Annotated in this window: 17 protein-coding genes; 5 read left to right on the top strand and 12 right to left on the bottom strand. The window is 71.4% G+C overall.

Annotated elements, in window-relative coordinates:
* Positions 1 to 22 precede the first annotated feature (22 nt).
* From ABLE53_RS12025 to gcvT, 8 genes are all read right to left on the bottom strand, one after another.
* Positions 23 to 964, bottom strand: coding sequence for an LLM class F420-dependent oxidoreductase (locus ABLE53_RS12025; RefSeq protein ID WP_348859175.1), 942 nt, complete (start codon positions 962 to 964; stop codon positions 23 to 25).
* A 45-nt stretch (positions 965 to 1,009) separates the two neighbouring features.
* Positions 1,010 to 1,924 (bottom strand): alpha/beta hydrolase, encoded by a 915-nt coding sequence (locus ABLE53_RS12020; protein ID WP_348859174.1) that lies wholly within the window; start codon positions 1,922 to 1,924, stop codon positions 1,010 to 1,012.
* Entirely contained in the window at positions 1,921 to 2,439 is a 519-nt protein-coding gene (locus ABLE53_RS12015; protein ID WP_348859173.1) for a dihydrofolate reductase, read from the bottom strand. The genes ABLE53_RS12020 and ABLE53_RS12015 overlap by 4 nt, the downstream gene beginning before the upstream one ends.
* A complete protein-coding gene (locus ABLE53_RS12010; RefSeq protein WP_348859172.1) occupies positions 2,429 to 3,223 on the bottom strand; it encodes a thymidylate synthase in 795 nt (264 codons plus the stop codon). The genes ABLE53_RS12015 and ABLE53_RS12010 overlap by 11 nt, the downstream gene beginning before the upstream one ends.
* Before the next feature lie 9 nt (positions 3,224 to 3,232).
* Positions 3,233 to 4,069, bottom strand: a complete 837-nt coding sequence (locus ABLE53_RS12005; protein ID WP_348859171.1) for a PhzF family phenazine biosynthesis protein — start codon at positions 4,067 to 4,069, stop codon at positions 3,233 to 3,235.
* A 30-nt stretch (positions 4,070 to 4,099) separates the two neighbouring features.
* Entirely contained in the window at positions 4,100 to 5,449 is a 1,350-nt protein-coding gene (locus tag ABLE53_RS12000; protein WP_348859170.1) for an NCS2 family permease, read from the bottom strand.
* A gap of 119 nt (positions 5,450 to 5,568) precedes the next feature.
* Complete coding sequence (locus ABLE53_RS11995; protein WP_348859169.1) at positions 5,569 to 5,826, bottom strand: hypothetical protein; 258 nt, start codon at positions 5,824 to 5,826, stop codon at positions 5,569 to 5,571.
* Complete coding sequence (gene gcvT / locus ABLE53_RS11990) at positions 5,827 to 6,966, bottom strand: glycine cleavage system aminomethyltransferase GcvT (RefSeq protein ID WP_348859168.1); 1,140 nt, start codon at positions 6,964 to 6,966, stop codon at positions 5,827 to 5,829. It abuts the gene before it with no gap.
* A gap of 33 nt (positions 6,967 to 6,999) precedes the next feature.
* Here gcvT and ABLE53_RS11985 point away from each other — a divergent pair, with 33 nt between their 5' ends.
* On the top strand, positions 7,000 to 8,505 hold the full coding sequence (locus ABLE53_RS11985; RefSeq protein WP_348859166.1) for a leucyl aminopeptidase: 1,506 nt from the start codon (positions 7,000 to 7,002) through the stop codon (positions 8,503 to 8,505).
* Positions 8,506 to 8,522: 17 nt separating this feature from the next.
* Here ABLE53_RS11985 and ABLE53_RS11980 read toward each other — a convergent pair whose 3' ends face one another.
* Positions 8,523 to 8,900, bottom strand: a complete 378-nt coding sequence (locus ABLE53_RS11980; protein WP_348859164.1) for a hypothetical protein — start codon at positions 8,898 to 8,900, stop codon at positions 8,523 to 8,525.
* A gap of 109 nt (positions 8,901 to 9,009) precedes the next feature.
* Here ABLE53_RS11980 and lpdA point away from each other — a divergent pair, with 109 nt between their 5' ends.
* A complete protein-coding gene (lpdA, locus tag ABLE53_RS11975; RefSeq protein ID WP_348859163.1) occupies positions 9,010 to 10,380 on the top strand; it encodes a dihydrolipoyl dehydrogenase in 1,371 nt (456 codons plus the stop codon).
* A gap of 48 nt (positions 10,381 to 10,428) precedes the next feature.
* Positions 10,429 to 12,288 (top strand): 2-oxoglutarate dehydrogenase, E2 component, dihydrolipoamide succinyltransferase, encoded by a 1,860-nt coding sequence (gene sucB / locus ABLE53_RS11970; RefSeq protein WP_348859162.1) that lies wholly within the window; start codon positions 10,429 to 10,431, stop codon positions 12,286 to 12,288.
* Between the two features lie 76 nt (positions 12,289 to 12,364).
* Here the strand turns inward: sucB and ABLE53_RS11965 are convergent, their stop codons facing one another.
* Positions 12,365 to 12,847 carry a hypothetical protein gene (locus tag ABLE53_RS11965; protein WP_348859161.1) on the bottom strand — a complete coding sequence of 161 codons (483 nt, stop codon included), beginning with the start codon at positions 12,845 to 12,847 and terminating at the stop codon, positions 12,365 to 12,367.
* Between the two features lie 90 nt (positions 12,848 to 12,937).
* Between ABLE53_RS11965 and lipB the strand changes: the two genes are divergently transcribed.
* Positions 12,938 to 13,660 carry a lipoyl(octanoyl) transferase LipB gene (gene lipB / locus ABLE53_RS11960; protein ID WP_348859160.1) on the top strand — a complete coding sequence of 241 codons (723 nt, stop codon included), beginning with the start codon at positions 12,938 to 12,940 and terminating at the stop codon, positions 13,658 to 13,660.
* Here lipB and ABLE53_RS11955 read toward each other — a convergent pair.
* Both ABLE53_RS11955 and ABLE53_RS11950 read right to left on the bottom strand, forming a co-directional pair.
* On the bottom strand, positions 13,657 to 14,355 hold the full coding sequence (locus ABLE53_RS11955; RefSeq protein ID WP_348859159.1) for a class E sortase: 699 nt from the start codon (positions 14,353 to 14,355) through the stop codon (positions 13,657 to 13,659). The two genes, lipB and ABLE53_RS11955, sit on opposite strands and share 4 nt — an antisense overlap.
* Positions 14,352 to 19,625 (bottom strand): DUF7927 domain-containing protein, encoded by a 5,274-nt coding sequence (locus ABLE53_RS11950; protein WP_348859158.1) that lies wholly within the window; start codon positions 19,623 to 19,625, stop codon positions 14,352 to 14,354. Before ABLE53_RS11950 ends, ABLE53_RS11955 begins: the two co-directional genes overlap by 4 nt.
* Positions 19,626 to 19,819: 194 nt before the next feature.
* Between ABLE53_RS11950 and lipA the strand changes: the two genes are divergently transcribed.
* Positions 19,820 to 20,773, top strand: coding sequence for a lipoyl synthase (lipA, locus tag ABLE53_RS11945; RefSeq protein WP_348859157.1), 954 nt, complete (start codon positions 19,820 to 19,822; stop codon positions 20,771 to 20,773).
* Positions 20,774 to 20,795: the final 22 nt, after the last annotated feature.

Raw genomic sequence — 20,795 nt, 5'->3', positions numbered from 1 at the left:
GTCCTCAGGGTATCGCGAGCGGTCAGACGACCGGCATCACCGCGTCGGCGACGAGCCGCAGGTGATCGAGGTCGGCGAGGTCGAGGACCTGGAGGTAGAGACGTGAGGCGCCGGCCTCCTCGAACCGCTTGATCTTGGCGATCACCTCATCCGGGGTGCCGGCGAGGCCGTTCTCCCGCAACTCGGCCTTCTCCCGCCCGATCGCCGCAGCCCGCCGGTCGATCTCGGCCTCGTCGGAGCCGACGCAGAGCACCTGCGCGGCGGAGTAGACGATCGAGTCGGCCGGCCGGCCGGCGGCCTCCACGAAGGTGGCGACGTTGTCGAAGTTCCGCTTGGTGTCCTCGACGGAGACGAAGGCCGTGTTGTATTCGTCGGCGTAGGTCGCGGCCAGGGTGGGCGTACGACGCTTGCCGCCGCCGCCCACGATGACCGGCGGACCGCCGGCGTGGCCCTGGGACTGGACCGGCTTGGGCAGGCCGGGGCTGCCCTTCACCGGGTAGTGGGTGCCGTCGAAGTCGAAGGTCTCCCCCGGCTTCGTCGCCCAGAGCCCGGTGATGATCGCGAGCTGCTCCTCGAGCCGGTCGAACCGCTCGCCGAGGTCGGGGAACGGGATGCCGTAGGCCTCGTGCTCGGCGGCGAACCATCCGGCGCCGAGGCCGAGCTCGACGCGGCCGCCCGACATCTGGTCGACGCCGGCGACCTGGATCGCGAGCGGGCCGGGATAGCGGAACGTCGCGCTGGTCACCAGCGTCCCGAGCCTGATGGTGCTGGTGTCGCGGGCGAGGCCGGCCAAGGTGGTCCAGGCGTCGGTGGGGCCGGGCAGCCCGCTGACGTCGCCCATCTTGAGGTAGTGGTCGGAGCGGAAGAACGCCCCGAAGCCGAGCTCCTCGGCCGTCGTCGCCACCGCCAGAAGGTCGTCGTAGGAGGCCCCCTGCTGGGGCTCGGTGAAGATGCGCAGCTCCATGCCCGCGAGACTAGCGGCGTCCGGTGACAGCCGGGTTGCGGGCGGTCACGACTCCAGCTGCGCGGTGACGATCCCGGCGACGGCGTCGGCGCCCGCGGGCGTCATGATCACCGTGTAGTGGTTGAACTCCTCCAGCCGGCTGTGGCCGACCTGCACCGGCAGCCCGGCGAGCAGTCCGGGGATCCGCTCGGCGCGGTAGAGCCCGGGCGGCTCGGCCTGGAGGCCGAGCGGCACGGTGATGAGGTAGGTGGGATGTGCGAGCCCGGCCACCGCCGCCTGCACCGCCTCGCCGGCGAGGATGTCGGCGTTGTCGCCGGCGGCGACGTCGTACGACGCTGCGGGGCGGAGCTCGGGCTCCTCGCCGACGAGGTCGTAGGCGAAGTACGTCGCGAGGTAGTCCGACCACGGCACGTCGACGAAGGCAGGATGCTTGCGCCAGAAGTCGAAGTAGTCCTCGACGGAGGCGAACCGCATCGACAGCCGGGCCGCGGTCGGCCCGAGGACGACCTTGATGACCTCCTCCACCGGGACGCCCGGCGGCAGCTCGAACGGCAGGCCGCCGTCCACGAGGACGAGCCGGGACACCTGCTCCGGGTGGCGGTGGGCGAGGACGGTGGCGACGAAGCCGCCCATCGAGTGGCCCACCACGCTCGCCTGCGGGATGTCGAGGGCGTCCAGGACCGCCGCCATGTCGTCGGCGTGCCGGGCCATCCCGGTCTCTCCGGTCACGCCGTTGCTGCGGCCGCGGCCGCGGAGGTCCGGCACGACGAGGCGTACGCCGGGGAGCCGCTCGGCCACGAGGTCCCAGGCGTGGCGCGAGGCGGTGATGCCGTGGACCAGCAGGACGGCGGGGGCCTCGGGGTCGGCCCCGTCGCGTACGCCGACGGTCAGCTCGCCGCCGGGCACGGGCACCTGGACGGTGCGGTCGAGGGGATCGGCGTCGCCGGGCGCTTCGGTCATCGGGGATCCTTTCTGCGGAGGAAGACCCGGTCGTAGAGCTCGCGCTCCTCCCGGGCGGTCTCCTCCCAGTCGGCGGGGTCGAAGGCTGGATAGCGCACATCGCCCGCCGGCGCCAGATGCACGCGGGTGAGGACCTGCTCGTCGGCGTACGGCAGTGCCTCGGCGTAGACGTGCGCGCCGCCGGCGACCATGAGGTCGCCGGGCGTCCCGGCGGCGAGGCCGAGCGCCTCGTGGAGATCGTGCGCGACCAGGACCCCGTCGTGGGACCAGTCGGCACGGTGCGTGAGCACGATGGTCGTGCGGCCCGGGAGCGGGCGACCGATCGACTCGAACGTCGTACGCCCCATCAGCAGGGTGTGGCCGAGGGTGAGCGCCTTGAACTCCGCCTGCTCCCCCGGGATCCGCCAGGGAATGCGGTGACCGTCGCCGATCACGCCGTTGTCGGCGACCGCGGCGACGAGGATGATCCGCTTGCCGAGCGAGGCGAGCTGCTCGCCCGGCGCCTCAGACAGCAATGGGCGCCTTGATGGCGGGGTACGGGGCGTAGCCCTCGACGGCGATGTCGTCGAGGTCGAACGCGTCGATCTCGGTCACTGCGGGGTTGAGCCGGAGCGTCGGCAGCGGGCGCGGCTCGCGGGTGAGCTGGAGCCGGGCCTGCTCGAGGTGGTTGAGGTAGAGGTGGGCGTCGCCGAGCGTGTGGACGAAGTCGCCGGGCTGCAGCCCGCAGACCTGGGCGACCATGTGGGTCAACAGGGCGTAGGACGCGATGTTGAACGGTACGCCGAGGAAGACGTCACCGGACCGCTGGTAGAGCTGGCACGAGAGCCTGCCGTGGGCGACGTAGAACTGGAACAGGCTGTGGCACGGCGCCAGCGCCATCTCGGGGATGTCGACGGGGTTCCACGCCGAGACGATGTGGCGGCGGCTGTCGGGGTCGGCCCTGATCTCGTCGATGACCAGCCTGATCTGGTCGATGTGGCGGCCGTCGGGCGCCGGCCAGGAGCGCCACTGCGCGCCGTAGACCGGGCCGAGGTCGCCGTTGTCGTCGGCCCACTCGTCCCAGATCGTGATGCCGCGGTCGTGCAGCCACTTGACGTTGGTGTCGCCGCGCAGGAACCACAGCAGCTCGCCGAAGACCGACCGGGTGTGGATCCTCTTCGTCGTGACCAGCGGGAAGCCGGCGGACAGGTCGAAGCGCATCTGGTGGCCGAAGACCGAGAGCGTCCCGGTGCCGGTCCGGTCGGACTTCTCCACGCCCTCGTCAAGGATGCGCGAGAGCAGGTCGAGGTACTGGCGCACGGCTCGACTCTAGCCGCCGATCACGACAGTGCCGGTGATGGTCGTGAGGGTGTCGCCGCCGACCCAGATGGTGCCGTCCTCGGCGGTCTCGACGTACACCCGGCCGCGGCGCTGTAGCGCCGCCCCCTGGGAGGCGACGTACGACGAGGGCAGCGTCGTGCCGGCGAGCCACTGCGCCAGCGCGGCGTTGAGCGAGCCGGTGACCGGGTCCTCATCGACGCCGAGCCCGCCGACGAAGGCTCGCACCTCGATCGCGCAGTCGCCCTCGGGGTAGATGCCGACCACGCCGACCGCGAGACCCCCCAGCGCCCCCGGATCGGGGACCAGCTCCAGGACGGCGGCCGCGTCGGGCAGCATGACCGCGACCCAGCCGGGGCCGTTGTCGCACCACTGCGCGTCGAGGATCTCATCGCGCGGGACCCGCAACCCGGCAGCCACCCGGACGACAGTCTCCTCGTCGACCGCCCCGGACCGGAGCAGTGGTGGAGCCGCGAAGGCCAGCCGCTCGCCGCGGCGCAGCCGGACCAGGCCGACGCGACACTCCTGGACGACCTCCCCCTCGGTGCGCGGCTCTCCCCCGGCCTCCAGCCAGGCGTGGGCGCTGCCGAGCGTGGGATGCCCGGCGAACGGCAGCTCGGCGCTCGGGGTGAAGATCCGGAGCCGGTAGTCGGCCCCCGGATCGGTGGGCGGCAGGAGGAAGGTCGTCTCGGAGAGGTTGGTCCACCGCGCGAAGGCCGCCATCTGCTCGTCGGTGAGTCCCTCGGCCTCGTGGACCACCGCGACCGGGTTGCCCATCAGGGGCTCCGCGCTGAAGACGTCGACCTGGCGGAACTCGCGTGCGCTCACGTCGCCGACCCTAGCCTCCGCCGGGGCCGATCAGATCGGGCCGCGGACGAAGTACCAGACGAAGACCGCGGCCACGAGCACGAGGAGCGGGTGCAGGTCGCGCCACCGCCCGCGGCCGAGCGCGATCAGGACGTAGAGGATCATCCCCGCGCCGACCCCGTTCGCGATGGAGTACGTGAACGGCATCAGCGCCACCGTCGCGAAGGCCGGGATCGCCACGCCGATGTCGGACCAGTCGATGTCGGCCACCTGGCCGATCATCATGGCGCCGACGACGACCAGCGCCGGACCGGTCGCGGCCGACGGGATGATCCCGGCGATCGGTGCGAAGAACATCGCGAGTAGGAAGAGCACGCCGGTGGTGACGTTGGCGAGGCCGGTCCGACCGCCCTGGGCGGCGCCGGCCGTGCTCTCGACGTAGATCGTGTTGGACGACGCCGAGGCGGCGCCACCCGCGACAGCGCCGACCGACTCGACGAGCAGCACGCGCCGCATCTGCGGCAGCTCGCCGTGCTCGTCGGTCAGCTCGGCGCGCCGGCCGATCGCGAGGGCGGTGCCCATCGCGTCGAAGAAGTTCGCCATCAGGACGGTGATGATCAGGCCGAGCGCCGCGCCCGCCCCGAGCACGTCGAAGACGTGGAAGCCGATGTCGCCCACGAGCCCGAAGTCCGGGCTCGCGACCACCGAGTGCGGCACGGTCGCGCCCGCCACCGGGCTGCCGTCGGCGACGGCGTTCACGACGACGCCCACCACGGTGGCGAGCACGATGCCGATGAGCAGGGCTCCGGGGACCCGGCGTACGAGCAGGATGCCGATCGCCACGAGGCCGACGACGAAGACCAGGGTGTTCCAGCTCGTGAAGCTGCTGCTGATGGCGACGATCGTGCCGCCGTCCGGGTGCTCCACGATGGCGCCGTCGACGAGGCCGATGAGCGCGATGAACAGCCCGATCCCCGCGCTGATGGCGCGCTTGAGCGCGTCCGGGATCGCGTGCATGACCGCCTCGCGCAGGCCGGCGACGACCAGCAGGAGCATCACGAGACCCTCGATGACCACGACGCCCATCGCGTCCGGCCAGGTGAGGCCGCGGCCGGCGACGAGGGTGTACGCGACGAAGGCGTTGACGCCGAGCCCCGCCGCGAGGGCCATCGGTACGTCGGCGAACAGGCCCATCACGATCGTCATGACACCGGCCACCAGGGCGGTGACGGTCACCAGCTGGTCGTGCGGCAGCGTCAGTCCCGCGGAGTCCGGGACGCTGCCCAGGATCGACGGGTTGACGACCAGGATGTAGGCCATCGTCGCGAAGGTCACGACCCCGGCGAGCACCTCGGTGCGCACCGTGCTGCCGCGCTCGCGGATGTGGAAGAAGCGGTCCATGAGACTCCTCGAGACGCCGTTGTCCCCGGCAAGTGCCAGCCCGCCGCCTGACGCTATCGGCTCGGCCGGCGGCGCGGCTCTGCAGGTCGGCTGCACGTCGGCGGCAGGTCCGCGGGAGGTCAGGCGCTCAGCGACATCGGGCCGTAGACCCGCCGGTCGTGCTCGAACAGCACCACGGCGGCGACACCCTCGCCGGCGAGCTCCTGCCAGATCTCGCCGACCCAGGACTCGGCGTCGCCCTGGTTGGAGAACCGCTGGCCGGCGTACTCCTCGGAGACCTCGACCTCCTCGCCGGCAGCATCGACGAGCTGCCACCACCAAGGACGGTCGGCGGCCGGCGGCTGCTTGAAGGTGGGCGGCGGATCGGGCAGGTTCACTCAGTCCTCCCGGACGTGTGAGGGGACGAACGGCGGCTTGGCGAGCTGGAAGATCTCCCGGCGGCCACGGACGTCGATGCCGATCTCGGCCTCCGGGTTGACCATCGACTGGATGAGGGCGAGCCCGATGCCCTTCTTGAGCGTCGGGCTGAACGTGCCGGAGGTGACCTCGCCGACGAGCACGTCGTGGGTGAGGCTGGCGGTCATGTGGGGCCGCGGGATGGCGCGGCCGGTGGAGACGATGCCGCGCAGGGCCCGTTTCGGGCCGGCCTCCTTCTCCGCGGCCAGCGGCTCCTTGCCCCAGAACGCGTCCTTCTTCCACCCGACCGCCCAGCCGAGGCCGGCCTCGTTCGGGGTGACGTCGAGCGAGATGTCCTGGCCGTGCAGCGGGTAGCCCATCTCGGTGCGGAGCGTGTCGCGGGCGCCGAGACCGCACGGGAGAACGCCGAGGTCCTGGCCCTTCTCGAGCAGCGCGTCCCACAGCGGCCCGGCCGCCTCGTTGGCGAGGATCAGCTCGTAGCCCCGCTCGCCGGTGTAGCCGGTGCGGCAGACGACGACGCCCGCCCCCTCGCCGGTGGGGATCTCGAAGTCCGCCTCGACGAAGCTCATGTAGTCGTGGCCGGCCGGCATCCCGACCGCGCCGAGGAGCTCGTCGGACTGCGGGCCCTGGACCGCGATGACGGCGTAGTCGCGGTGGTGGTCGGTCATCTTGACGCCCTCGGGCAGCTTCGCCTCGAGCCGGCGTACGACCTCGGCGGTGTTGGCCGCGTTGGGCACCAGCAGGACGTGCTCGTCGTCGCGGTAGTAGACGATCAGGTCGTCGACGATGCCACCGGTCTGCTCGTCGCAGCACAGGGTGTACTGCGCCTTGCCCGGCCCGATCCGGTGCAGGTCGTTGGTCAGCGACGCGTTGATGAAGTCGGCCGAGCCCGGGCCCGCGACACGGACCTTCCCGAGGTGGCTCACGTCGAAGATGCCGACCGCCTCGCGGACGGCGGTGTGCTCCTTGAGTACGCCGGCGGCGTACTCGAGCGGCATGGACCAGCCGCCGAACTCCCCGAACTTCGCCCCGAGTGCGACGTGCCGGTCGTGCAGCGGCGACTGGAGCAGGTCGGTGCCTGCGGGGGTCTCCTCGGCCATGAGCGTGAAACTACCGTAGTTACACTCCCGCGAGTGACGTCGACACCGAGGACCCCGCACTACTCGCTGCGCACCGCCAACCCCGCCAAGACCCGGGCCGAGGCGGTCGTCGTCGGCGTGCTCCAGGGCGACAAGGGACCCGAGCTGGCCTCCGCCGACGAGGTCGGGAAGGCGTTCGGACGGAAGCTGCGCGGGCTGCTCGCCTCGCTCGGCGTCACCGGCAAGCCGGGCGAGGTCACCCGGGTCCCGACCGGTGGCACGCTCTCCACGCCGCTGCTCGTGCTCGTCGGACTCGGGAAGGAGGCCGACGCAGCCGGCGTACGCCGGGCCGCAGGGGCGGCCGCCAGGGCGGTGCCCAACGCCACCTCCGTCGCACTCGCGCTACCGGCCGCGACCGCCGAGCTCGTCCGGGCAGTGACCGAGGGTCACCTGCTCGGCTCCTACACGTTCACGACGTACAAGAAGGGCGACGACACCAAGGAGAAGGCGCCCTCCGAGGTCGTCGTCCTCACCCCCGCGGCGCGCCGCAAGGAGGTCGTCGCTGCCTTCGAGGAGGCCCAGGTCGTGGCCGGCGCCGTCGCCACCGTCCGCAACTGGGTCAACACCGCGCCGGGCGACCTGACCCCGCCGCTCTTCGCCGACGCCGTCGCGGCGGCCGCCAAGGAGGTGGCGAAGGGCGCGCCGCTCACGACGACGGTGTACGACGAGGAGCAGCTCGCCGAGCTGGGCTGCGGCGGCATCATCGCCGTCGGCAAGGGCTCGGCCGCGCCGCCGCGCCTCGTCGAGCTGGTCTACGAGCCGAAGGAGCCGGTCGCCCACCTTGCCCTGGTCGGCAAGGGCATCACCTTCGACTCCGGCGGCCTCACGCTCAAGCCCGGGAACTCGATGGCGTGGATGAAGTCCGACATGCACGGTGCCGCGACCGTCGTCCAGGCGACGCTGGCGATCGCGACGCTCGGGCTGCCGGTCAAGGTCAGCACCTTCGTGCCGATGGCGGAGAACATGGTTTCCGGCACCGCGCTGAAGCCGGGCGACGTCGTCGTCCACTACGGCGGCAAGACCACCGAGGCGCAGAACATGGACGCCGAGGGCCGGCTCATCCTCGCCGACGCGCTCGTCCGCGCGACCGAGGCGGAGCCGGACGCGATCATCGACGTCGCCACCCTCACCGGCGCGATGGTGGTGGCGCTCGGCGACCGGATCACCGGCGTCATGGGGAGCGACGACGTCGTCGGAGGCGTCCTCGCCGCGGCGGGGACCGCCGGTGAGCAGGCCTGGCACATGCCGATCCCCGAGATCATGGAGGAGCGGGTCAGGTCCAGCAAGGTCGCCGACCTCATGCAGGTCGACTGGGTCCGCTGGGGCGGCGGGCTCTACGCCGCCGCCTTCCTCCGTGAGTTCACCGCGGGCCTGCCCTGGGCCCACCTCGACATCGCCGGCCCCTCGTTCAACAACGGCTCCGCCTACGGCCACGTCACACCGGGCGGCACCGGGGTCGGGGTCGCCACGCTCGTCGACTACGCCCGCGCGCTCGGCTGAGCCCGGGTCAGCCCGGGTCAGCGGCCCTGCTGCCTGCGCAGCTCGCGCTGGCGCCGGTTGTAGTCCCGCATCCGCCGCGGGATGCCGACCACGGCGGCGTCGTACGACGGCACCCGGCGGTCGTTGCAGAACGTGTGGGCCCACTGCGCGGACGGCACCCGGCGCCGGGTCCACTCGCCGTCGTATGCGACGAGCAGCAGGGTGATGTCGCTGACCGCCGTACGCGGCTCGACGAACCCCTCGACGCCGCGCCGACTCAGGATGAACCCCTCGAGATGCTCGATGTCGTCGGCGTCCGCCGCGCGCACCCGGGTCGACCCCGTGCGCGCCGCGTTGCGCGCGGGGCGGCTCATCCGCACCCGGGTGCCCCTGCGCAGGCGGTCCCACCACGACATGCCGCACAGTGTGCACCCATGGACCACACGATGTGGCCGGGTTCGCACTACTCGTCGGTAGCAGGTCCGGGTGGCGGGGCCGCTCGGGGATGGTGACAAGATGGGCCGCGTGACCGACGCCTTCGACGTGCTCGTGCTCGGAGCCGGCTCGGGTGGTTATGCCTGTGCCCTGCGAGCCGCCCAGCTCGGCCTCTCCGTCGGGCTGGTCGAGAAGGGCAAGATCGGCGGCACCTGCCTCCACGTCGGCTGCATCCCCACCAAGGCCCTGCTGCACGCGGGCGAGGTCGCCGACACCGCGCGCGACGCGGCCCGGTTCGGCGTACGCGCGACGTACGACGGCATCGACATGGCCGGCGTCAACGCCTACAAGGACGGCGTCGTCGCGCGGCTCCACAAGGGACTCACCGGCCTGATCGCCTCCCGCGGCATCACCGTCATCGAGGGGGCCGGCCAGCTTGTCGGGCCGCGCTCGGTGGAGGTCGAGGGGACGACGTACGAGGGCCGGAGCCTCGTGCTCGCCACCGGGTCGTACTCCCGGTCGCTGCCCGGCCTCGACGTCGACGGCGAGCGGGTCATCACCTCCGAGCACGCCCTCGCGCTCGACCGCGTGCCCTCGTCCGTGGTCGTCCTCGGCGGCGGGGTCATCGGCTGCGAGTTCGCGAGCGTGTGGCGCAGCTTCGGTGCCGACGTGACCATCGTCGAGGCGCTCCCCCGGCTGCTGGCTGCGGAGGACGCGGCGTCGTCCAAGGCGCTCGAGCGGGCGTTCCGCAAGCGCGGGATCCGCTTCCTGACCTCGACCCCCTTCCAGGCCGTCAAGCACACCGACACCGGAGTCGCGGTCTTCACCGAGCCCGGCGAGTCGATCGAGGCGGAGCTGCTGCTCGTCGCCGTCGGCCGTGGCCCGGCGACCGACCGGATCGGCCTCGAGGAGCAGGGGGTCGCGCTCGAGCGCGGCTTCGTCACCGTCGACGAGCGGCTCCGCACCTCCGTCGAGGGGGTGTACGCCGTCGGCGACGTCGTCTCGGGCCTCCAGCTGGCCCACCGCGGCTTCGCGCAGGGGATCTTCGTCGCCGAGGAGATCGCGGGGCTCTCCCCGCGGCCGGTCGACGAGGCCGCGATCCCGCGGGTCACCTACTCCCACCCAGAGATCGCCTCCGTCGGGCTGACCGAGGAGGCCGCCCGGGCGGCGTACGGCGAGGTCGAGGCCACGACGTACGACCTCGGCGGCAACGGCAAGAGCCAGATCCTGCAGACCCAGGGCTTCGTCAAGGTCGTACGCCGGGCCGGAGGACCCGTCGTCGGCCTCCACCTCGTCGGCGACCGGGTCGGCGAGCTGGTGGGCGAGGCGCAGCTCATCTACGGATGGGAGGCGACCCCCGACGACGTCGCTCCCCTGGTCCACGCCCACCCGACCCAGACCGAAGCGATCGGCGAGGCCTTCCTCGCCCTCGCGGGCAAGCCCCTGCACGCCCACGACTGACCCTCCGATAGAACTAGTTGCACAAGAAGACGCGAGCGAAGGAACTCCATGGCCACCGAAGTAACTCTCCCGGCACTCGGCGAGTCCGTCACCGAAGGCACCGTCACCCGTTGGCTGAAGAACGTCGGTGACGCCATCGCCGTCGACGAGCCGCTGCTGGAGGTCTCCACCGACAAGGTGGACACCGAGATCCCTTCGCCCGTCGCGGGCGTCCTGCTGGAGATCAAGGCGAACGAGGACGACACCGTCGAGGTCGGCGGCGTCCTCGCCGTCGTCGGCGCCGAGGGCGAGGGCGGCGGCTCTGCTCCCGCCGAGGAGGCCCCGGCCCCGGCCGCCGAGGACGCGCAGTCGGCCGCCCCGGAGTCCGCCGCCTCCGACAGCCCGCCGCAGGCCGAGACCCAGGAGCAGCCCGCCGCGGCCGCCGAGCCCGCTCCGGCCGCTCCCGCTGAGGCTCCTGCCGCTGAAGCGCCCGCTGCGGAGGCGCCCGCCGCTCCGGCAGCCGGCGGCAACGCGACCCCCGTCGTACTCCCCGCGCTCGGCGAGTCCGTCACCGAGGGCACCGTCACCCGCTGGCTGAAGCAGGTCGGCGACACCGTCGCCGTCGACGAGGCCCTGCTCGAGGTCTCGACCGACAAGGTCGACACCGAGATCCCCTCGCCGGTCGCCGGCACCCTGCTCGAGATCAAGGTCGCCGAGGACGAGACCGTCGAGGTCGGCGCCGAGCTCGCGCTCGTCGGCGAGCCGGGCGCCGCTGCCGCTCCGGCCGAGCCCGCCCCGGCGGCTCCCGAGGCGACCCCTGAGCCTGCCCCCGCGCCTGCCGCGGAGCCCGAGCCGACTCCGGAGCCGACTCCCGCTCCCGAGCCCACGCCCGCTCCGGCCGCCGCGCCGACTCCCCCGCCGGCCCCCGAGCCGACGCCTGCTCCGGCTGCTCCGGCCGCCGCGGCGCCCGCGGCCCCGGCGGAGTCGCCGGCGATCCAGCCGGGCGGCTACGTGACCCCGCTGGTGCGCAAGCTCGCGTCCCAGCACGGCGTCGACCTCTCGACCCTCGAGGGCTCCGGCGTCGGCGGCCGCATCCGCAAGGAGGACGTGCTCGCCGCGGCCGCGGCTGCCAACGCCCCGGCGGCGCCCGCCGCCCCGGCTGAGGCTCCGGCCGCTCCGGCCGCCGCCGCGCCCGTCCCGTCGTCCGCCCCCTCGCCGCTGCGCGGCACCACGGAGAAGATCTCCCGCCTCCGCAAGGTGATCGCCGACCGGATGACCGAGTCGCTCCACACCTCGGCCCAGCTGACCCAGGTCATGGAGGTCGACGTCACCCGGATCGCCCGCCTGCGCGAGGCCAAGAAGGCCGAGTTCCAGGCGCGGGAGGGCGTGAAGCTGACCTACCTGCCGTTCTTCGCCAAGGCCGCGATCGACACCCTCAAGGCCCACCCGAAGCTCAACGCGGGCATCGACGTCGAGGCCGGCACGGTCACCTACTACGACCGGGAGAACATCGCCTTCGCCGTCGACACCGAGAAGGGCCTCATCACGCCTGTCGTCAAGGACGCCGGCGACCTGTCGATCTCCGGCCTGGCCAAGAAGATCGCGGACGTCGCCGAGCGCACCCGGACCAACAAGATCACCCCGGACGAGCTCTCCGGCGGCACGTTCACGATCACCAACCTGGGCAGCTTCGGCGCGCTGTTCGACACGCCGATCATCAACCAGCCCCAGGTCGCGATCCTCGGCCCCGGCGCGGTCGTCAAGCGGCCGGTCGTCATCGACGACCCGCAGCTCGGCGAGACGATCGCGGTGCGCTACATGGTCTACCTCGCGCTCACCTACGACCACCGCCTGGTCGACGGCGCCGACGCCGGTCGCTTCCTGCAGGACGTCAAGAAGCGCCTCGAGTCCGGCCAGTTCGAGGTCTGACCGCGAGTCTGACGTCTCACCGCCGAGTCGGCGCCTCTGCACGCCCCAGCGTGTGCGCAGGCGCCGACTCGGCGTCTCAGGCGGCGGTCGTCTCCCTGACGAGCCACTCGCCGGCGTACCTCTCCATCACAACGACGTACGACGACGGGCCGTCCTGCGGCAGCGCGAGCCGCGTCCCCGGGGCCGCGGCCTCGACGCGGGCCACCCGGTCGGTCACCCGGAGCCGCAGCCGGCCCGGCGACGAGCCCAGCACCTCCACCGCCAGCAGCTGCGTGGTCAGTCCCTCGACCACCAGCCCGCGGGCCTGCCAACGCCGGAGCATGCGGCAGTCAGCCGCCGCCGTACGCGACCCGGGCACGTAGAGCGCCCGCAGCTCCGCCACGGACCCGTGCGACCAGGCAGCCGCCCGGCGCCGGTCCCAATCCCCCAGGATCCCGGCAGCCGTCGCCCCGGCGCGCGGCGGTGCCGGCCCGTCCGCCGGTGCGCACGAGAGCAGCGGCAGGGGCAGCACCGCGAGCACGATCGCGAGCAGGGCGGTGAGGGGCAGGCGTCGGGTCATGCGACTGCTCCTACCCATCCGCGCCGCGCGGCCGTCGGTTGTCCACAGGCCGCCCGAGGACGGCGTACGCCCCGGGCGTAGTCTCGACGCGTGACGAAGCTGCGGTTCGAGGAGATCGGCACGATCGACTACCAGGAGGCGTGGGAGCTCCAGAGGCAGGTCCACCAGCGGGTGGTCGACGGCGAGCAGCCCGACACCGTGCTCCTGCTCGAGCACCCGCCGACCTATACGGCGGGCAAGCGCACCGATCCGCACGAGCGTCCGGCCGACCCCGGCGGGGCTCCCGTCATCGACGTCGACCGTGGCGGCAAGATCACCTTCCACGGCCCTGGTCAGCTGGTCGCCTACCCGATCGTCCGGCTCCCCGAGCACGTCAAGGTCGTCGACTTCGTACGCCGCCTCGAGGAGGCGATGATCGGCGTCTGCTCCGACTTCGGCGTCGCCTCGGCGCGTGTCCCTGGCCGCAGCGGCACCTGGCTCGGACAGGACGACCGCGGCCCCGAGCGCAAGATCGGCGCGATCGGCCTTCGGGTCAGCAAGGGCGTGACGATGCACGGCCTGGCGTTCAACTGCGACGTGTCGATGGACTGGTACGACCGGTTCGTCCCCTGCGGGATCTCCGACGCGGGCGTCACGAGCCTCAGCCTCGAGACCGGCCGCGACGTCACCGTCGCCGAGGTCACGCCGTACCTCCGCGCTCACCTCGAGGAGCTGCTCGCCTGGAGGCCGTACGCCGCGACGCCGGACTACGACCCCAAGCCGGAGCCGGGGCGTACGCCGCGGATCGAGCTGCTGACCCCTGCGCGCAGCTAGCTGGTCCGGCTGGCCCGTGTCGCCTCGAGCACGCCGAAGGCCACCATCCGGTTGTCGGTGTGGAACAGCTCCGAGCAGGTGGTGAGCGTGATCAGGCGTTGGCCCTTCTTCTGCGGCGGCTCCACGCCGCCAGTCTCCGGATTGTCCGGAAGCGGGTCGACCACCCAGCCGGCGGTGAAGGGCACGACGAGATCCGGACCGGCCGTGACCAACCGGTAGACGTAGGTCCGCTTCCGGGTCACCACGTCGACCTCGTCGCCGACACGCAGGTCGGGCATGCCACGCAGTGGCTCGCCGTGGGTGACCCGGTGCCCCGCCAGCGCGTAGTTGCCGACCTTCCCCGGCCCCGCGGTGCCGGGGAAATGGCCGAACCCGGCCGCGAGCACCGAGTCCCCGACGCCTTCGTAGACCGGCACCTCGTACGACGACCCGAAGCGCGGGATCCGGATCAGCGCGTTCGCCGTGCCCCAGTCGGTGGTGGCCTCGCTGCGGCCGCCGGACCAGGCCCGCTGGAGCGCCTGGACGCCCTCGTGCTGGCGGTGTCGCGAGATCAGGTTGCTGCCCCCGTACTCCCAGCCGACATAGCCGAGCAGGCCGAGTCCGGCGGCGATCAGCACGACGCCGGCAATCACCACCCAGCGACGCCACCTGGAGACGGGCTGCTCCGGCTCTGGCTCGCTTCGCGGCTCGGTCACCGGTACCTGCGCCGCCGGCCCGTCAGTACGAGTCCGAGACCTGCGAGGAGGCTCGCCATCCCACCCACGGCCCACCACAGCGACGGGCCGCCGGTGTCTGGAAGTGTCGGGCCGCCGGTGTTCGAAGTCGGGCCGATGGGCGTGGACGACGCTGTGGGCACGGTGTGCTGCGTCTCGCGGCAGGACAGGTCCCGCGCGGCGACAGGGCGCACCGACAGCGACGGAGCGAGGGCCTGCCTCGCGGCGCTGCGCGAGACCGCGGACCGGGTGACGCCACACGGCTCCGCCCCGTCGGCGGTCACGACGTTGTCCAGCCTGACACCGGACGCGTCGGCGTCCACCCGCACCTGGTAGGTCAGGGTCTCCTTGCCCGTCAGCGCCGCGATCCGCCACGTCAGCCGTGTGCCGGATACGGTGTGCTCGCCGGTGCTCGCCGTCACGGATCCGGCGACCAGCGATGCGTCATCGAGTACGTCGGAGAGGTCGTCGACGATCGTCAGGCCGCTGGCAGTCGTGCCGGAGAGCAGGCTGGCGGTGACCGTGTAGGTGATGACCGTCCCCGGCTGGACCGAAGACCCGGACGCCGGGTTGCTGGACTTCACCACGGTCCACGTCGCGCCCGTGAGCGAGGCGCAGGCGCTATCCGTGTCCTGACCGACGCCATTGCCGACGGTGGCGCTGTTGGGGATCCCACCGCTGCTCGATGAGCCGTCGGAGCAGGTCAGAGCCGCGGTACGCGTGCCGTGGGCGATCCGCACGGCGGCGGTGACTGTGTAGGTGTGCGAAGCGCCGGCAGGCAGCGTACCGGTCGCCACCTCGGTCTCGCTCCCTCCGTTCCACCCGTCGTTCAGGGTCGCGTCGCCGGCCCGCGCCGGGCTCTTGGTCGGGCCGCTCACGCTCCAGCCGGAGGTCAGCCTGACGCCGGCGGGAAGGTCGCCGGGGGTGTCGTGCAGTCGGTAGGCGAGCTGGAGCTTGCTGGGGTTGCTGACGGTGACCTGATAGCTCACCATCCACGTGCCGTCGGCGCGCTCGACCGGGGCGGCCGCAGTCTTGTCGACCTCCGGGGTCGCGGGCACGCCGCACCCGGTGTCGCTGTCAGTGCCGCCCGGGAACGCGACGTCGGCCTGGTTGAAGAAGCCGCCGCCACCGTCGGGGGCGGGATCACACCGGAAGGCCGACTCGCTCACGTTCGCGTTCGCTCGGGCGATGACCCGGTAGGTGTAGATGTCCTCGCCGTTCGGGGCGATGTCGACGTCGGTGCCCGGCTCGGTGAGCCACCCCTCGGACACGATGCTGAAGCTGGAGTCGAAGCTCGGATGATCGGTGAGGGTGTACGTCGTCGACGCGACCGCGCTCGCGTTGCGCACCGTCACCCTGTAGTCGACCTGCCAGGTGAAGTCCGCCAACTGGGTCACGCTCGCATCGGACTTCGCGACGGTGACCTTCGCGGGGGTGTGGTGGGTGGTGACGCAGTCGTTCTCGGCGACGCACACGCCGCCCGGCGACTGCGGCGTCGCGGCGTTGTCGACAGTGATCCCCCAGGCGTCGTCATGGAGTCCGACCGTGTACGAGACCGAGACCGATTCTCCAGCCGGGACCTCCGGGACGGTCCAGATCAGCAGGTTCGGATTGTCCCGGTCCCTGGACAGACCGCTGGCCAGGGGGGTGTGGAGGTCTGCATACGGGAGTACGTCGGTGAGATCGTCCTGCACGATCGCATCCGTCAGCGGGACGGTGCCGGTATCGGTGACCGTGAGCGTGTAGGTGATGTCGCTGCCCGCGTCGACCGTCGATCCCGAGGCCGGGTCGCTGCTCTTGGTCAGGGTCCAGGCCGGCTGCTCGTCGTTGTCGATCGCACCGAGGTCGAGTGGATCGGAGCCGCCGTCGATCGCGAACTGGACGGGATCTGCGGAGATCTCGTAGCCGTCGGGCGCGGTGGTCTCGGTCAGCGTGTAGCTGCCCCAGTCGAGGTCGGTGACGAGGAACTGTCCGGGCACCGGGTCGGTGTCCGGCCCCGTGCACGGATCGGCCTCACAGTCGGCCACGGTGATCTCGGCCTCGCCGGGCCCGGTGATCGTCCACTCCGAGCCGGGGAGCAGCACGCCGGTCGCAGCCGACGTCTTCCGCCAGGAGACCGAGCCCGGCTGATCGTCGTTGACGATCGTGCAGGTGACGTCCTCGCCCGCTTCGACGGTGACCGTGGAGCCGGTCTGCTCCGCGTCACCGCAGTCCCAGTCGCCCGCGGCGTAGCCCCCCGGACCGTCGGTTTCGGAGAGGTCGTAGTCACCGGCCTCCACGTCGACGTTGGTCACGAGCGGGTCGCCGCTCGGCCCGCTGACCGGTGTCGGGCCGTCGGCGTTGAGCGTCCAGTCGGTCGCGACCGCTGTGCCGCCGTTGTCGTTGGTGACCTGCTTGACGAGGGTCAGGTGTCCGGGATTGAGGATGTTGGTGAACGTGCACAGCTCGGTGTCGAGCGGGTCCAGTGGACCGACGGTCGACGTCCGCTGTCTGGTCACCGACTCGCAGACGGGGGCGCTGTGCTCGTATCCGGACGGTCCTGACTCGCTGATGGTGTACTCGACGCCGGGCCGGATGTCGACCGCTGTGCCATTGGCCGCGTCGTTACCCTCCACCGAGACCGGGCCGAGGCCGGCCGGCAGGTCGCTGCCCTGGGGGGTCGCTGTGAGGGTGAAGTCGGACGGGTCCGCGCTGCCACCCTGGACCACCTTGCGCAGTTCCAGCGTCGCCGACTGATTGATCGCAACGCACTCCATCCGCTCGCCCACGAGCACGGCGACACCGCCGTTGAGTCCGTCGACGGTCGAGGAGGTGACGTTGCCGTCAGCGTCGAGGGTGTGGCAGTACATCGACCCGGTCGACTGCGGGTTCGACTGCAGGTTGGTGCGCTCGTCCTTCTGGATGTACGGCGCGGTCACCGACGGGTCCACACCCGGCGCGGTGTCCTCGCGGAGTTGGTAGTTCGCACCAGGGGTCACCTGGACGTCCGTCGCGGTCGACGATCCGTCGACGCCGGTCGGTCCTGGCAGGGAGTCCGTCGCGCCGATCGCCGACAGCGTCCAGGAAGAGTTGTCCGCCGAGCCGCCCTCGACTTGCTTGCGCAGGGTCAGCGTGCTGGTGCAGGTCACGGTGTTGTGCACCGCGACGGTGGTGTGGTCGGCGGTCAGCGGCACGTCGTAGGAGATCTCATCACCTTCCGGCAGCCGACCGGTCACCGCGGGAAAAGTGTCGGTCGACGGCGTCGTGACCGCGGTCCCACCGTTGTCCTGGCGGGTGATCGAGGTGACGTTCGCCGAGGTCAGAGTGCAGTTGGGCAGGGAGCCGAAGAACATCCCCTCGGCGATCTGCGTGGTCGAGCCATAGTCGTAGCCGTACCGGGGAACACCCCAGCCCTGGCTGGGGGTGGAGTCAGTCTGCGGACCATTCATGACGAGCCCAGCGCCGATCTCGCTGGGCTGGGTGCCCTGCGGATAGTTGACCCCGTTGATCGTCCAGGACTTGGTCACGGTCAGGTCGGCCTGCCGGGTGGCGGGCTTGTTGTAGATGATGCAGTTGACCTGGGTCGCACCGTCCATGTCGAAACTGAACCCCGGGGTCGCCCCGGCCCCCGAATCGTCGCCACTGGGGGTCACCGGCACGGTCGTGCCGGAGGTGTTCGTCGCGGTCAGCTCCGTGCACGACTGCCCGACCCGGGTATAGCCGCCCTGCTGATTCTCCTGGATCGAGATGTTCCCGGAGCCGTCGACCGGATCGAAGCTCATCGGGAAGTTGACCGCGCCGGTGCCATCGTCACCAGTGGTCTTCGTGGTGTCTCCCACGACGGACGCATCCCCGCTCGCCGACGCGGTGAACTGCCATCCCTCCCCCGCTGGATAAGCATCGGAGTAGTCCCCGTCCGCGGCGTCGTAGGGCACGATCGCCTTGACCACCGTCACCGACGGGCTGCACTTGGTGTAGACCAGATTTCGCAGCACGCGGGCGGCCACGGTGTAGTCGGAGAGCATGAAGTAGTCGGCGGCGTCGGGATTCGGGTTGGACGGGTCGTACGCATCCTGGCCGCTGATCGCGCGCAGGTTGAGCGCGGTCTGGGCGGCCGTCTGGGTGATGCCGTTACCCACGCCGACCGCGATCACCCGGGTGCCCTGCGCCTTGAGCGCGTTGGCCGAGAAGATCGCGTTCTCGTCCTCGCGGAGCCGGTCGAAGTTGGTCGGGCCCTCGGCGGCCACCGGGTTATTGCCGTTGACGTTGTTAGGGCCCTGGGTGCCGCGGTTGCCGTAGACGGTCGGGTTGCCGTCCGTGATCACGATCGCCAGGTCGTAGTGGTTGGTCGTGCCGGCAACGCCCGCGGAGAGCGAGGCGGTGTAGAGGGCGTTGTCCCAGTTGGTCGCCCCGGTCGCCCCCCAGCCGGCGTACTGGGCCTTGAACGCGTCGGCGCCGGCCTGGGTCGACACCGGGATCAGGTCCGGGTTGTTCGGCTGATTGTAGGACGAGGGCGAGACGTAGCCGAAAGAGAAGAGCGCCATCCGCGACGGTGTGCCGGTCAGAGCATCGGCGACCGAGTTGGCGGCGTTCTTGAGGTTCTGTACGTCGCCGGACTGCTGCACCGAGAGCGAGAAGTCCATGATCACTGCGACATTGAGACCGCACTTGTCTGGGAGCTCGGGGTTGACGCGGCTCTGCTGCCACACCCCGCCGGAGGCGTTGCGAGTCGTGTTGCCTGAGCCGATCATGAAGTCGACCGTCGAGCGGTAGGTCGTGCCTGCCCGCAGCTGGGTGCCGGTCCGGAACTGGTACGCCGTCGACTCCGAGGACCCAGTGCTGCCCTGGGTGTCGCCGGTGCGCAGGCTCGGGTTGGAGTACCACCCGTCGGGCACGCTGATCTGCTTGATGTAGAACCGCCGGTCGCAGTTGACAGCCGCAGCGGCGCAAGCGGTACCGGCAGCGTTCATCTGGGTGTTGGGCACAGTGAAGGAGCAGTCGCCGTCCGCGTCGGAGGTGCACAGGGCCCAGGTCTGGTTGACCGGCTCGGTGTCGCCGGCGTTGGCGAAGAGCCCGAGCACGACGCCCTCCAGGCCCGCGACCGCATTGACCGAACTGCGGTCGCCGCCGACCTTGACGGTGATCACCGCGTTGTTGCCGGTCGGCGTCGGAACCGCGGCCGATGCCGGGTCCGGGCGGGTCTCACCGTCGACGAACACGAGGAAGGCGAGGACCAAGAAGAAGCAGATCGCGGCGCCGACCAGGGACCTCAACGAACGACGACGCACCAGCACGACCGACGGCTCCCTCGCTTGGTTCTCGTCTCCAGACCTGCGACGACCTGATCACCTTAACCTGATGCTCCTGTGACACGAGGGATTCGCTTGGTCGACTCTGCGCATGCCGGGCGAAGCGTCCAGAGGCGCCCCTTCGGAGGCACTCGGCCCGCCGCGTACGCTTGGTGACCGTGACGCAAGCACCCGCCGCCGAAGGACGAAAGCTGCTCCGCCTCGAGGTCCGGAACTCCGCGACGCCCATCGAGAAGAAGCCCGAGTGGATCAAGACCAGGGCGAAGATGGGGCCGGAATACAAGGAGCTCCACTCCTTGGTGAAGAGCGAGGGCCTGCACACCGTGTGCCAGGAGGCCGGCTGTCCCAACATCTTCGAGTGCTGGGAGGACCGCGAGGCGACCTTCCTCATCGGCGGCGACCAGTGCACCCGGCGGTGCGACTTCTGCCAGATCGACACCGGCAAGCCCGAGCCGCTCGACCGCGACGAGCCGCGCCGGGTGGCGGAGTCGGTGCGAACGATGGGGCTGCGCTACGCCACGATCACCGGCGTCGCCCGCGACGACCTCGAGGACGGCGGCGCCTGGCTGTACGCCGAGACGGTGCGCGCCATCCACGAGCTCAACCCGGGCACCGGGGTGGAGAACCTCATCCCCGACTTCAACGGCAAGCCCGACCTGCTGCGCGAGGTCTTCGAGAGCCGGCCCGAGGTGCTCGCCCACAACGTCGAGACGGTCCCGCGGATCTTCAAGCGGATCCGGCCGGCGTTCCGCTACGAGCGCTCCCTCGACGTGCTCACCCAGGCCCGCGGCTTCGGCCTGGTCACCAAGTCCAACCTCATCCTGGGCATGGGCGAGACCCGCGAGGAGGTCTCCCAGGCCCTGCGCGACCTGCACGCCGCCGGCTGCGAGCTGATCACGATCACGCAGTACCTCCGCCCCAGCCTGCGCCACCACCCCGTGGAGCGGTGGGTCAAGCCGGAGGAGTTCGTCGAGCTGCGCGACGAGGCCGAGGAGATCGGCTTCTCCGGCGTCATGTCCGGCCCCCTCGTGCGTTCGTCGTACCGGGCCGGTCGGCTGTACCGTCAGGCGATGGACGCCCGCCAGGGAGCCACGGCCGACGCCGGCGTCTGACCTCTCAGCCCCACTCTTCAGC

The organism is Nocardioides asiaticus, assembly GCF_040049175.1.
Taxonomy (GTDB): Bacteria; Actinomycetota; Actinomycetes; order Propionibacteriales; family Nocardioidaceae; genus Nocardioides; species Nocardioides cheoyonin.
This window is presented reverse-complemented; position numbering and strand designations above follow the sequence as displayed.